Source organism: Pelomonas lactea (assembly GCF_043555885.1).
Classification (GTDB): domain Bacteria; phylum Pseudomonadota; class Gammaproteobacteria; order Burkholderiales; family Burkholderiaceae_C; genus Pelomonas; species Pelomonas lactea.
The window spans coordinates 56,321-68,558 of sequence record NZ_JBIGHX010000007.1 but is presented as its reverse complement, the minus strand read 5'-3'; the positions used below and the strand labels follow the sequence as shown (position 1 = coordinate 68,558).

At 66.7% G+C, this 12,238-nt stretch carries 12 protein-coding genes and 1 tRNA gene; 6 read left to right on the top strand and 7 right to left on the bottom strand.

The genetic code is table 11. The features are described 5' to 3' along the window. Positions 1-7 precede the first annotated feature (7 nt). The 6 genes from coaE to ispB form a co-directional block, all read right to left on the bottom strand. On the bottom strand, positions 8-613 hold the full coding sequence (coaE, locus tag ACG04Q_RS18505; protein ID WP_394512697.1) for a dephospho-CoA kinase: 606 nt from the start codon (positions 611-613) through the stop codon (positions 8-10). A gap of 1 nt (position 614) precedes the next feature. Next, positions 615-1,562 carry a prepilin peptidase gene (locus tag ACG04Q_RS18500; RefSeq protein ID WP_419964745.1) on the bottom strand — a complete coding sequence of 316 codons (948 nt, stop codon included), beginning with the start codon at positions 1,560-1,562 and terminating at the stop codon, positions 615-617. A 67-nt stretch (positions 1,563-1,629) separates the two neighbouring features. Beyond that, positions 1,630-2,847: a type II secretion system F family protein gene (locus ACG04Q_RS18495; protein WP_394512692.1), complete on the bottom strand. Its 1,218-nt coding sequence runs from the start codon at positions 2,845-2,847 to the stop codon at positions 1,630-1,632. Between the two features lie 20 nt (positions 2,848-2,867). Then, a complete protein-coding gene (pilB, locus tag ACG04Q_RS18490) occupies positions 2,868-4,535 on the bottom strand; it encodes a type IV-A pilus assembly ATPase PilB (RefSeq protein ID WP_394512691.1) in 1,668 nt (555 codons plus the stop codon). Positions 4,536-4,755: 220 nt separating this feature from the next. Further along, a tRNA-Pro gene (locus tag ACG04Q_RS18485) sits at positions 4,756-4,832 on the bottom strand. A gap of 23 nt (positions 4,833-4,855) precedes the next feature. Continuing rightward, the gene (gene ispB / locus ACG04Q_RS18480) at positions 4,856-5,800 is read right to left on the bottom strand and encodes an octaprenyl diphosphate synthase (RefSeq protein WP_474103966.1); all 945 of its coding nucleotides are present in this window, start codon (positions 5,798-5,800) and stop codon (positions 4,856-4,858) included. 346 nt (positions 5,801-6,146) lie between these two features. Between ispB and rplU the strand changes: the two genes are divergently transcribed. The 4 genes from rplU (at position 6,147) to proB (ending at position 9,074) form a co-directional block, all read left to right on the top strand. Beyond that, complete coding sequence (rplU, locus tag ACG04Q_RS18475; RefSeq protein WP_394512688.1) at positions 6,147-6,458, top strand: 50S ribosomal protein L21; 312 nt, start codon at positions 6,147-6,149, stop codon at positions 6,456-6,458. Between the two features lie 38 nt (positions 6,459-6,496). Beyond that, positions 6,497-6,760 (top strand): 50S ribosomal protein L27, encoded by a 264-nt coding sequence (gene rpmA / locus ACG04Q_RS18470; protein WP_268148837.1) that lies wholly within the window; start codon positions 6,497-6,499, stop codon positions 6,758-6,760. Positions 6,761-6,897: 137 nt separating this feature from the next. Beyond that, positions 6,898-7,962 (top strand): GTPase ObgE, encoded by a 1,065-nt coding sequence (gene obgE / locus ACG04Q_RS18465; protein WP_394512686.1) that lies wholly within the window; start codon positions 6,898-6,900, stop codon positions 7,960-7,962. Beyond that, positions 7,959-9,074 (top strand): glutamate 5-kinase, encoded by a 1,116-nt coding sequence (proB, locus tag ACG04Q_RS18460; RefSeq protein WP_394512684.1) that lies wholly within the window; start codon positions 7,959-7,961, stop codon positions 9,072-9,074. The genes obgE and proB overlap by 4 nt, the downstream gene beginning before the upstream one ends. Before the next feature lie 9 nt (positions 9,075-9,083). Here proB and ACG04Q_RS18455 read toward each other — a convergent pair whose 3' ends face one another. Beyond that, a complete protein-coding gene (locus tag ACG04Q_RS18455; RefSeq protein ID WP_394512683.1) occupies positions 9,084-9,677 on the bottom strand; it encodes an RNA pyrophosphohydrolase in 594 nt (197 codons plus the stop codon). 140 nt (positions 9,678-9,817) lie between these two features. Between ACG04Q_RS18455 and ACG04Q_RS18450 the strand changes: the two genes are divergently transcribed. Then, on the top strand, positions 9,818-11,563 hold the full coding sequence (locus ACG04Q_RS18450) for a proline--tRNA ligase (protein ID WP_394512682.1): 1,746 nt from the start codon (positions 9,818-9,820) through the stop codon (positions 11,561-11,563). Further along, the gene (locus ACG04Q_RS18445; protein ID WP_394512680.1) at positions 11,560-12,162 is read left to right on the top strand and encodes a lytic transglycosylase domain-containing protein; all 603 of its coding nucleotides are present in this window, start codon (positions 11,560-11,562) and stop codon (positions 12,160-12,162) included. Before ACG04Q_RS18450 ends, ACG04Q_RS18445 begins: the two co-directional genes overlap by 4 nt. Positions 12,163-12,238 lie beyond the last annotated feature (76 nt).

Sequence of the window (12,238 nt, the reverse complement as noted above, 5' to 3'; positions counted from 1 at the left end):
ACTTCAGTCAGGGCGGCGTCATTGTTTCACAGCCCCAGCGTGCGGCCAGGCTCATGACCTCGTTTCTGAGCGCCGCCAGCGGCAACTCCTCGTTCAGGATGACGGCGTCGGCCGCGGCGCGGCGCGCCTCGCGCGTGGCCTGCGCGGCCAGTGCGCCGTCGACGCGCGCCGGCGTCCAGCCCGGGCGCTGCAGCACACGGGCCCGCTGCGTGTCGACCGTGCAGTCGATGACCAGCACACGCGCCACGCGCGGCCGCCAGCGGCCGGACTCGACCAGCAGCGGCACGTCGAACACCACCAGCGGCGCGCGGGCCGCCTCGGCCTGGGCCAGCGCTTCGGCGGTGATCAGCGGATGCAGGATGGCCTCCAGCCGGCGCTTGGCGGCGGTGTCCGAGAAGGCGAGGGCGCGCATGCGGTCGCGGTCCAGTGCGCCATCGGCGGTCACGAACTCCGCGCCGAACTGCTCGGTGATGGCCGGCATGGCCGCGCCGCCCGGCAGCGTCAACGCACGCGAGATTGCATCCGTGTCGACGATGGCCGCCCCGGCCTCGCGCAGGAAACCGGCCACCGTGCTCTTGCCCGAGCCGATGCCGCCCGTGAGACCGATGCGCATCTCAGCCCAGCTGGAACAGGCCCAGCAGGTCCAGCAGTTCGCGCTGCCCCACGTACAGCGCGGTCAGGCCGCCGCCGACGAGGTAGGGGCCGAAGGGAATGTGGATCTCCCACTTGTGCCCGCGGAACAGGATTAGGAACACGCCGACCACGGCGCCGACCGCCGAAGACAGCAGCACGATGGGCAGCAGCATGGGCCAGCCCAGCCATGCGCCCATGGCGGCGAGCAGCTTGAAGTCGCCATAGCCCATGCCCTCGCGGTTGCGCACCAGCTTGTAGAGCCAGTAGATCGACCACAGCGACACATACCCGGCGGCGGCGCCGATGACGGCCTTGTCCAGCGGCACAGTCCAGCCTAGGGCCGAGGCTGCGAGGCCTGCCCACAGCAGCGGCAGCGTGATGTCGTCGGGCAGGAACTGCGTGTCCAGGTCGATCATCGCCAGCGCGATCAGCGCGGCGACGAAGCCGCACCACAGCAGCGTCGTCGGCTGTGCGCCGAAGCGCCAGGACAGCCCGGCGAACGCCAGCCCCGTGAGCAGCTCGATGATGGGGTAGCGCTTGGAGATGGGTGCCTTGCAGGCCGCGCACTTGCCGCCCAGCCGCAGCCAGCCGACGAGCGGCAGGTTTTCGTGCCAGCGCAGCTGGTGGCCGCAGTGCGGGCAGCGCGAGCGGGGCTGGACGAGGTCGAAGGGTGGCAGTGCCTCGATGCGCGTGCCGTAGTCGTCCACAGCCTTGGCCAGCTTGTCGGCGTCGGCCTGCGGCACCTGCGCGACGCGCGCCATCGCGGCGGCGTCGGTCAGTTGCGCGGCGGACTCGTGCAGCCACTGCCGCTCCAGCATCTGCGGCAGCCGGTGGATGACGACGTTCAGGAAGCTGCCGATGCACAGGCCCAGGATGCCCAGTACCCAGGGCGAGAGCCAGATGGACCAGTCGATGGAGGCGAGGGGCATGGTGGACGGCGGGTGAATGAGTGCGGGCAGCAATCTACCCGCATTCGGCAGCCCCGCCGCACACGGATTACACGACCGAGCCGATCTTGAAGATGGGCAGGTACATCGACACGACGATGCCGCCGATCAGGCCGCCCAGGATGACGATGATGAAGGGCTCCATCAGGCTGGACAGCGCCTTCACGGCCTCGTCAACTTCGTCCTCGTAGAACTCGGCGGCCTTCGCCAGCATGTGGTCCAGCGAGCCGGATTCCTCGCCGATGGAGGCCATCTGCAGCACCATGGTCGGGAAGATGCCGGTGGTCTGCATGGACGTCGTCAGCGCCGAACCGGTGGACACGTCGCGCTGGATCTGCTCGGTGGCTTCCTGGAACACCGCGTTGCCCGACGCGCCGCCCACTGAGTCCAGCGCTTCCACCAGCGGCACGCCGGCGGCGAACATCGTCGACAGCGTGCGCGTCCAGCGCGCGACGGCCGACTTGAACATCAGGTCGCCGAACACGGGGATCTTCAGCAGGATGCGGTCCATGCGCTTTTGCATCTTCTCGGAGCGCTTCCAGCTCTGGATGAAGAAGTACAGGCCGCCGCCGATGGCGGTGAAGATGATGTACCAGTAGCTGACGAAGAACTCCGACATCGCCATGACGATGAGCGTGGGCGCCGGCAGGTCGGCGCCGAAGGAGGTGAACACCTCCTTGAACGCCGGGATCACGAAGATCATGATGACCGCGACGACGATGAAGGCCACCGTCAGCACGGCGATGGGGTAGGTCAGCGCGGATTTGATCTTGTTCTTCAGCGCGACCGTCTTCTCCTGGTAGATCGCCAGTCGGTCCAGCAGCGCCTCCAGGATGCCGCCCGCCTCGCCGGCCTCGACGAGGTTGCAGTACAGCGCGTCGAAGTACATCGGGTGCTTGCGGAACGCGGCGGACAGGCTGGTGCCGGTCTCCACGTCCTGGCGGATGTCGTTCAACAGCCGCGTCAGGCGTGGATTGGTGGCGCCGCGGGCGACGATGTCGAAGGCCTGCAGCAGCGGCACGCCGGCGCGCATCATCGTGGCAAGCTGGCGCGTGAAGACGGCGATGTCCTTCTGCTTGATGGACGAGCCGCCGCTGGCGCGGCGCTTCTTGACCTTGTTGACGAGGATGCCCTGGCGGCGCAGCGTGGCGCTGACCATGGCCTCACCGCCGGCACGCAGTTCGCCCTTGACGACCTTGCCGTTGCGGTCCTTGCCCTCCCATTCGAAAACAAAGTCCTTGACGCCTTTTGCTGCGGCGGTGGCCATGCGCTCTCCTCGCGACTGTTCTATTCGTTGGTGGCCGACAGGACTTCTTCCAGCGTCGTGACGCCGACGCGGACCTTGACCAGGCCCGACTGCCGCAGATCACGCACGCCCTCCTTCTTGGCCTGCTCGGCGATGTCCATCGCCGTTCCCTCGGCCAGGATGATGCGCTGGATGTCCTCGGTGATGGGCATCACTTGGTAAAGGCCCACCCGGCCCCGGTAACCATTTGTGCAATTGCTGCAGCCGACGGCCCGGTACGGTCTCCAGCTGCCGTCGAAATCCTCCTCGACGAAGCCGGCCTTCAGCATCGCGTCGCGCGGGTACTCGGCGGGCGCCTTGCAGTTCTCGCACAGCCGGCGCACCAGTCGCTGCGCGGTGATGAGCAGCACGCTGGACGCGATGTTGAATGGCGCGACGCCCATGTTCAGCAGGCGGGTCAGCGTCTTGGGTGCATCGTTGGTGTGCAGCGTGGACATGACCATGTGGCCCGTCTGCGCCGCCTTGATCGCGATGTCGGCGGTTTCCAGGTCGCGGATCTCGCCGACCATGATGATGTCCGGGTCCTGGCGCAGGAAGGACTTGAGCGCCGCCGAGAAGTTCAGGCCCGCCTTGTCGTTGACGTTGACCTGGTTGATGCCTGGCAGGTTGATTTCCGCCGGATCCTCGACGGTCGAGATGTTCACGCCGGGCTGATTCAGAATGTTCAGGCAGGTGTAGAGCGACACCGTCTTGCCCGAGCCGGTCGGGCCGGTGACCAGCACCATGCCGTAGGGGCGGTAGATGGCAGCCAGCAGCCGTTCCTTCTCGATCTTCTCGTAGCCCAGCGCATCGATACCCAGCTTGGCCGAGGAGGAATCCAGGATACGGATCACGATCTTCTCGCCGAAGAGCGTGGGCAGTGTGCTGACGCGGAAGTCGATGGACTTGTTGCCGAACTTGAGCTTCATGCGCCCGTCTTGCGGGATGCGCTTTTCCGCGATATCCAGCCGGGAGATGACCTTGATGCGCGACGCCAGCTTGTCCTTGATGGCGATCGGCGGCTGCGTGATCTCGCGCAGTTCGCCATCGACGCGGAAGCGCACGCGGTAGTGAAACTCGTAGGGTTCGAAGTGCAGGTCGGATGCGCGGAGGTTGATCGCGTCGATCAGCATCTTCTGCAGGAAGCGCACGACGGGCGCGTCCTCGACGTCGGCGATCTCGGCCGCTTCCTGCTGAGGTGTGGCGTCCTCCTCTGCGATGTCGAAGTCGAAGTCGCCGCCGGCGATGGCTTCCAGGGACTCGGTCGCGCTGACGCCGACGCTGCTGAGCATCTTGGTCAGCTTGTCGTGCTCGACGATGACCCACTCGGGCTGCAGTTGCGTCGCGAACTTGATGCGTTCGATAACTTCGAGATCCGTCGGGTCCGCGCCGCCGACGAAAAGCCGGCTGCCGCGCCGCGACAGCGCGACAACCTGGTATTGCTGTGCCAGCTTCCCGTCGATGACGTTCTGCGGCATCTTCTGGGGGTCCATCGCCGACAGGTCCAGCAACGGCAGCGCCAGCGCGCTGGACAGCGTATGCGCCAGATCCGACGCCGACACCTGGCCGCTGGCGATCACCGCGTTGACGAAGCTGGTCTTCTTCTCGCGCGCCTGGCGCACCAGATCTTCGGCCGCTTTGGTCTGGAGCTTGCCGGCATGTACAAGCATGCGCGCTACCCCTGACAGGGCGGACTGGAGCGGCTCGGCGAGCGTGGTTTCCACTGCGATGGCGTCAGTGACGCGAAGACGAGAAGTCCGTCGATTGTGCCAGCGGCCGAACCCGCACCAGACGAGCGGATTAGCCGTGTTTCTGTGACGAAATCAGCAGCCACCGGGCGGTGGCTCTCGCTGCAAGTCCGCGCCTCGTCCCGAGGGCGGATTGAAGACTTGGTCGGGGTGAGAGGATTCGAACCTCCGGCCTCTACGTCCCGAACGTAGCGCTCTACCAGGCTAAGCTACACCCCGATGTCTTCTGCTGCGGTTGATTGTCAGGAATGACGCTCAACCGACCGAATTGCGAATTCTAGCAGAGATTCTGTCCACTTGTTGCGAGGAAGTTGTTTGAGGCACTCGCCCGCGTGTTCTGCCTCGGTGCGGGCGGCGTCGCGGGTGGACTCCAGTGCGCCCGTGGAGCGCACGATGGCGACGATGTCCTGCAGCTTGTCGAGCTCGCCTTCCTCGATCGCATGGCGCAGCAGCGCGCGCTGTTCGGGTGTTGCGCGCTCCATCGCGATCAGCAGGGGCAGCGTCGTCTTGCCTTCGCGAAGGTCGTCGCCGATGTTCTTGCCGAGTTCGTGCGTATCACCTTCATAGTCCAGCACGTCGTCGATGAGCTGGAAGGCTGTGCCCAGTGCGCGACCGTAGCCGGCGCAGGCTTCCTCAATCTCCGGCGACGCATTCGCCAGCACGGCGCCCAGGCGCGCGCTGGCCTCGAACAGCTTGGCGGTCTTGAAGCGGATGACGCGCAGATAGCTCTCGACCGTGATGTCGGGGTCGTGCATGTTCATCAGCTGCAGGACCTCGCCCTCGGCGATGACGTTGGTGGCTTCGGCCAGCACCTCCAGCACGCGCATGCGGTCCACGGAGACCATCATCTGGAAGGCGCGCGAGTACAGAAAGTCGCCCACCAGCACGCTGGCCGCATTGCCAAACAGCGCATTGGCCGTGGGCTTGCCGCGGCGCAGGGACGACTCGTCCACGACGTCGTCATGCAGCAGCGTGGCGGTGTGGATGAACTCCACCACGGCTGCCAGTTCGAAACGTGCCGGACCCTCGAAGCCCAGCGCGTTGGCGAACAGCAGCACGAGCTTGGGGCGCATGCGCTTGCCGCCGGCGTGCACGATGTAGTGGGCGATCTGGTCGATCAGCGCGACCTCGGAACTCAGGCGCTGGGCGATGACCGCATCGACCTGGGCCATTTCGGTGGCCAGCAGGGCGAGTGCCTCGGCAACTTGGGGTGGGGGCGAGGCAGACTCGACGCGCACTCTTGACTCTCAAGCTAGGAATCGGGCCATTATAGAAACGGCCGGAGACCCGCTCCGGGGAGCGCTGACCATGCAAGCAGTCGTGGAGCCGTCGGGGCGCGGCAAGTCTGGCATTGCATGATGGGCCAGACCAAGGGTATACTCGCGGGCTCTTTGCAGCTCGTGTGTCCGGTGCGCCGGGTTCGGCCGGGTTGCCGAGAGAACCAAAACCCACAAAAAGGCCAGACGAAGGCGCGGCGGCGAAAGCGGCGGCGGCAGTCCGGTGAGTGCGCCCCCGGGGTGCGGAAGGAAGTCTATGTACGCAGTCATCAAGACTGGCGGCAAGCAATACAAGGTTGCTGCCGGCGAAAAGATCAAGGTCGAGCTGCTCGACGCGGAAGTTGGCGCCGAGGTCACGCTCGACCAGGTGCTGGCAGTTGGCAGCGGTGACGGCCTGACCGTCGGCGCGCCGCTGGTGGCCGGTGCCACCGTCAGCGCCAAGGTTGTCAGCCACGGCAAGCACGACAAGGTTCGCATCTTCAAGCTGCGCCGTCGCAAGCACTACAAGAAGAGCCAGGGCCATCGCCAGAACTACACCGAGCTGGAAATCAGCGCGGTGAACGGCTGATCCCACCATCTTCTTTCGCTAATTTCTAGGAGCTAAACATGGCACAGAAAAAGGGCGGCGGTTCTACACGGAACGGCCGCGACTCCAAGCCCAAGATGCTGGGCGTCAAGGCTTACGGCGGTGAACTGATCTCCGCTGGCTCGATCATCGTCCGCCAGCGCGGCACGAAGTTCCACCCCGGCGTGAATGTCGGCATCGGCAAGGACCACACGCTGTTCGCGCTGGTCGATGGCCATGTCAGCTTCACCACCAAGGGTGCAAGCAACCGCGCGACGGTCGTCGTCACGCCGCTGGCCGCCTAAGCAGCGCCAGCGAATGCGGGCGAATTCATCGCCCGACTCACGAGCCCCGGTCCGCCGGGGCTTTGTCATTTCTGAAGTCAGGCGCGTCACACGACGGTGCGCCGGATTCAACCCAGCCATTACGATGGCCGACCGCCATGAAATTCGTTGACGAAGCCACCATCGATGTCGCCGCCGGGAACGGTGGCGCTGGCTGCGCGAGCTTTCGCCGCGAAAAATTCATCCCTTTCGGCGGGCCGGACGGTGGCGACGGCGGCAAGGGCGGCAGCGTCTGGGCCGAGGCCGACCGCAACCTGAACACGCTGATCGACTATCGCTACGCGCGCCGCCACGAGGCCCGCAACGGCGAGGCCGGCCGGGGCTCGGACTGCTTCGGCGCCGCTGCCGACGACATCGTGCTGCGCATGCCGGTCGGCACCATCATCACGGACCTGGAAACCGAGTCCGTCATCGGCGAACTGCTGGAGCCCGGTCAGCGCATCCTGCTGTGCAAGGGCGGCGACGGCGGTTTCGGCAACCTGCACTTCAAGACGTCCACCAACCGTGCGCCGCGGCAGAAGACGCCGGGCTGGCCGGGTGAAGTCAAGAAGGTGCGCCTGGAGCTGCGCGTGCTGGCCGATGTCGGCCTGCTGGGCCAGCCCAACGCGGGCAAGTCCACGCTGATCACGGCGATCTCCAACGCCAAGCCCAAGATCGCGGACTACCCGTTCACGACGCTGCACCCCAACCTGGGCGTCGTGCGCGTCGCACCGGAGAAGAGCTTCGTCGTCGCCGACATCCCCGGCCTCATCGAAGGTGCCGCGGAGGGTGCCGGCCTGGGCCACCAGTTCCTGCGCCACCTGCAGCGCACGCGGCTGCTGCTGCACGTCGTCGACCTGGCACCGTTCGACCCCGAGGTCGATCCGGTCAAGGAGGCCAAGGCCATCGTCGCCGAGCTGAAGAAGTACGACCCGGAGCTGCACGCCAAGCCGCGCTGGCTGGTGCTGAACAAGCTGGACATGGTGCCTGAGGACGAGCGCGCCGCGCGCGTGAAGGACTTCGTCAAGCGCTACAAGTGGAAGGGGCCGGTCTTCGAGATCTCGGCGCTGACCCGCGAAGGCTGCCAGCCGCTGATCCACGCCATCTACGACCACGTCGCTGCCGAGCAGCGGGTGATCGAAGAGCGCGATGTTCGTTTCGATACCCCTGACCCTGCCGAATGAGTTTGCTGTCCAGCGCGCGCCGCATCGTTGTCAAAGTCGGTTCCAGCCTCGTCACTAACGAGGGCCGCGGCGTGGATGCCGAGGCGATCGCGAACTGGAGCCGCCAGCTGGCGGCGCTGGCAGCGGAGGGGCGCGAGCTGGTCATGGTGTCCAGTGGCGCCATCGCCGAGGGCATGAAGCGGCTGGGCTGGACGACGCGGCCCAAGGAGCTGCACGAGCTGCAGGCTGCGGCCGCCGTCGGCCAGATGGGCCTGGCGCAGATGTATGAAAGCCAGCTCAGCGCTCACGGCATGCACAGCGCGCAGGTGCTGCTGACGCACGCCGACCTGGCCGACCGCGAGCGTTATCTCAATGCACGCTCGACACTGCTGACGCTGATGGCCCACCGCGTGCTGCCGGTCATCAACGAGAACGACACGGTCGTCAACGACGAGATCAAGTTCGGCGACAACGACACGCTGGGCGCACTGGTGGCCAACCTCGTCGAAGCCGATGCGCTGGTCATCCTGACCGATCAGCGAGGCCTGTACTCGGCCGATCCGCGCAAGGACCCGTCGGCGCGCTTCATCGACAACGCCCAGGCTGGCGACCCCGAGCTGGAGCGCATGGCCGGTGGGGCCGGGTCCAGCATCGGCCGCGGCGGCATGCTGACCAAGATCCTGGCCGCCAAGCGTGCCGCGGGCAGCGGCGCCGGCACCGTCATCGCCTGGGGGCGCGAGCCGGACGTGCTGCTGCGCTTGGGCGCCGGCGAGGCCATCGGCACCGCCCTGCATGCCGCCACGGCCAAGCTGCAGGCGCGCAAGCAGTGGATGGTGGACCATCTGCAGATGCGCGGCGCCGTGAAGGTGGATGCCGGCGCCGTGACCAAGCTGCGCGGCGAGGGCAAGAGCCTGCTGCCCATCGGCGTCACGGAAGTGCAGGGCGACTTCCATCGTGGCGATGTCATCGCCGTGTTGGCGCCGGACGGCACCGAGCTGGCGCGTGGACTGGCCAACTACTCCGGCGCCGAGTCGCGCCTGATCGCCCGCAAGCCCTCGTCAGAGTTCGAGGCCGTGCTCGGCTATGCGGCCGAGCCCGAACTCATCCATCGCGACAACCTCGTGCTGCGTTGACGCCGGCGGTCAGTCGGCGCGCGGGTCGCCGTCGGGCGGCGTCGCGGCGGGCTCCAGCGGCATCGGGCCGCTGTGGCGCTCGCGGTGCGGCGGGCGCATGCCGGCACGCAGGTAGCGGTTGTGATGATTGATGCGCGGCAGGTAGCGGGCGAGCTCGGTCAGCGCCATCTCGTAGACGCCGCGCTTGAACTCGATGACGGCCTCCAGCGGCACCCAGTACTCGTTCCAGCGCCAGGCATCGAACTCGGGGTGGTCCGTCGCGCGCAGGTTCATGTCGCAGTCGCGGCCCATCATCTGCAGCAGGAACCAGATCTGCTTCTGGCCGCGGTAGTGGCCCCGCGCATCGCGCCGGATGAAGTGCTCCGGCACCTCGTAGCGCAGCCAGTCGCGCGTCCGCGCAATGATGCGCACATGCTCTGGTGTGAGCCCCACCTCTTCGTGGAGCTCTCGGAACATCGCCTGCTCAGGCGTCTCGCCGTGTTTGATGCCCCCTTGCGGGAACTGCCACGAATGCGTCCGGATGCGTTTGCCCCAGAACACCTCGTTGCGATGGTTGAGCAGGATGATGCCGACGTTGGGGCGGAAGCCTTCACGGTCGAGCATAATCAACCTCAAATCTCTAGTTGGTTCGATTATTGCATCGGGCCGCGATCGCGGTAGCGCCCTCGCTAACCCGGAGACTTCTCTCCCTTTTGTCGTGACTTGGCCGGGTTTTCACCCGGCCTTCGCATTCCAGCCCCGCCATGAAAGCCTCCCAGTTCTTCATCTCCACCCTCAAGGAAGCGCCCGCGGACGCGGAGATCGTCAGCCACAAGCTGATGATGCGCGCGGGCATGATCAAGCGCCTGGGCGCCGGCATTTACAACTACATGCCGATGGGGCTTCGCGTCATTCGCAAGGTTGAAAAGATCATCCGCGAGGAGATGGACGCTGCGGGCGCGGTGGAGTGCCTGATGCCGGTCATCCAGCCCGCGGAGCTGTGGCAGGAGACGGGTCGTTTCGACAAGATGGGCCCCGAGCTGCTGCGTGTGAAGGATCGGCATGGCCGCGACTTCATCGTGCAGCCGACGAGCGAGGAAGTCATCACCGACATCGCCCGCCAGGAACTGCGCTCCTACCGCCAGCTGCCGAAAAATTTCTATCACATCCAGACCAAGTTCCGCGACGAGCGCCGCCCGCGCTTCGGCCTGATGCGCGGCCGCGAGTTCACGATGAAGGACGCCTATTCCTTCGACCGTGACGTCGACGCCGCCGGCCGCAGCTACGACAACATGTACGCGGCCTACTGCAAGATCTTCGAGCGCTTCGGCCTCGAGTACCGCGCCGTGGCGGCGGACACCGGCGCCATCGGCGGCGACCGCTCGCACGAGTTCCAGGTCATTGCCGAGACCGGCGAGGACGCCATCGTCTACTGCCCCACCAGCGACTACGCAGCCAACATGGAGCTGGCCGAGGGCGTGGCGCTGATCGGCACGCGCGGTGCGGCCACGCAGGCCCTGGCCAAGACGCCCACGCCGGGCAAGAGCACCTGCGAGGACGTCGCGGCGTTGCTGGGCCTGCCGCTGGCGCAGACGGTCAAGTCGCTGGTGCTGGCCACCGACGAACTGGACAAGGACGGCCACATCGTCAAGACGCAGGTCTGGCTGCTGCTGGTGCGTGGCGACCATGAGCTCAACGAGGTGAAGGCCGGCAAGGTCGAGGGCCTGAAGGGCGGCTTCCGCTTCGCGACCGGCGTCGAGATCGACGCGCACTTCGGCTGCAAGCCCGGCTACCTGGGGCCCATCGGATTGAAGGCGCCGTTGAAGATCGTCGCCGACCGCACCGTCGCGAACATGAGCGACTTCGTCTGCGGCGCCAACGAGGCGGACTTCCACTTCACCGGCGCCAACTGGGGCCGCGACCTGCCCGAGCCCGATGTCGTCGCCGACATCCGCAACGTCGTCGCGGGCGATCCGTCGCCGGACGGCAAGGGCGTGCTGGCCATCCAGCGCGGCATCGAGGTGGGCCATGTGTTCTATCTCGGCACCAAGTACTCGGCCGCGATGAACGCGACCTTCCTGGACGAGAACGGCAAGCCCAAGCTGCTGGAGATGGGCTGCTACGGCATCGGCGTGACGCGCATCCTGGGAGCGGCCATCGAACAGAACCACGACGCGCGCGGCATCATCTGGCCGGACGCGATCGCGCCGTTCACCGTCGTCGTCTGCCCCATCGGTGCCGACCGCAGCGCCGACGTCAAGGCAGCGTCCGAGAAGCTCTACGACGAGCTTCGGCTGCTTGGCGTGGACGTGCTGCTGGACGACCGCGGCGAGCGCCCGGGCGCGATGTTCGCGGACTGGGAGCTGATCGGCGTGCCGCACCGCGTGGTGCTGGGCGACCGCGGCCTGAAGGAAGGCCAGGTCGAGTACCAGGGCCGCCGTGACGAGGCCGCGACCAAGGTCGCGGTGGGTGACGTCGTGGCCCACCTGAAGGGCCTGCTCAAGCTTTGAAGCGCCGGCTGCTGCTGTCGGGCCTGCTGGCCGCGCCCCTCGCGGCGCGGGCCGGTGCGCAGCTGGAAGAGCCGCTGGCGGACTCCATCCGCTCGGCGCTGAGCGCTTCCATCGCGCAGGCGGCGCCGCCGCGGCCGAAGTTCGATGACACCGAGGCGCGCATGGCCTACCTGCGCTGGCTGGGCGCCACCAGCGAGCGGCTGAAGAAGCGCAAGACCGAGACGCAGATCCGCATCGAGTTCCTGGAGACGGTCTGGTACGAGGCCAAGCGCGCGGGGCTGGAGCCCAGCCTGGTGCTGGGCCTGATCCAGGTGGAAAGCGGCTTCCGCAAGTACGCGATCAGCACGGCCGGTGCGCGCGGCTACATGCAGGTCATGCCGTTCTGGACCAAGGCCATCGGCGACGGCAACGCGTCGGCGCTGTTCCACATGCAGACCAACCTGCGCTTCGGCTGCGTCATCCTGCGCCACTACCTGGACCGCGAGAAGGGCGACATGTTCCTGGCGCTGGGCCGCTACAACGGCAGCCGCGGCCGGCCGGAGTACCCGAACGCGGTGTTCGGTGCGCGGCGCCAGTGGCTGCTGCCGGGCGAGACGTAAAGACGGCTTTACAAGCGTGGCTTCCGGCCGGGCGGGGCAGGGCGGTTAGCCTTGAGGGTTTCGTCCACAAGACACC

Bases quoted from the DNA above. Each gene is read 5' to 3' on its own strand.
- coaE (WP_394512697.1), bottom strand. From the start codon at position 613: ATGCGCATCGGTCTCACGGGCGGCATCGGCTCGGGCAAGAGCACGGTG.
- ACG04Q_RS18500 (WP_419964745.1), bottom strand. From the start codon at position 1,562: ATGCCCCTCGCCTCCATCGACTGGTCCATCTGGCTCTCGCCCTGGGTA.
- ACG04Q_RS18495 (WP_394512692.1), bottom strand. From the start codon at position 2,847: ATGGCCACCGCCGCAGCAAAAGGCGTCAAGGACTTTGTTTTCGAATGG.
- pilB (WP_394512691.1), bottom strand. From the start codon at position 4,535: ATGCTTGTACATGCCGGCAAGCTCCAGACCAAAGCGGCCGAAGATCTG.
- rplU (WP_394512688.1), top strand. From the start codon at position 6,147: ATGTACGCAGTCATCAAGACTGGCGGCAAGCAATACAAGGTTGCTGCC.
- rpmA (WP_268148837.1), top strand. From the start codon at position 6,497: ATGGCACAGAAAAAGGGCGGCGGTTCTACACGGAACGGCCGCGACTCC.
- obgE (WP_394512686.1), top strand. From the start codon at position 6,898: ATGAAATTCGTTGACGAAGCCACCATCGATGTCGCCGCCGGGAACGGT.
- proB (WP_394512684.1), top strand. From the start codon at position 7,959: ATGAGTTTGCTGTCCAGCGCGCGCCGCATCGTTGTCAAAGTCGGTTCC.
- ACG04Q_RS18455 (WP_394512683.1), bottom strand. From the start codon at position 9,677: ATGCTCGACCGTGAAGGCTTCCGCCCCAACGTCGGCATCATCCTGCTC.
- ACG04Q_RS18450 (WP_394512682.1), top strand. From the start codon at position 9,818: ATGAAAGCCTCCCAGTTCTTCATCTCCACCCTCAAGGAAGCGCCCGCG.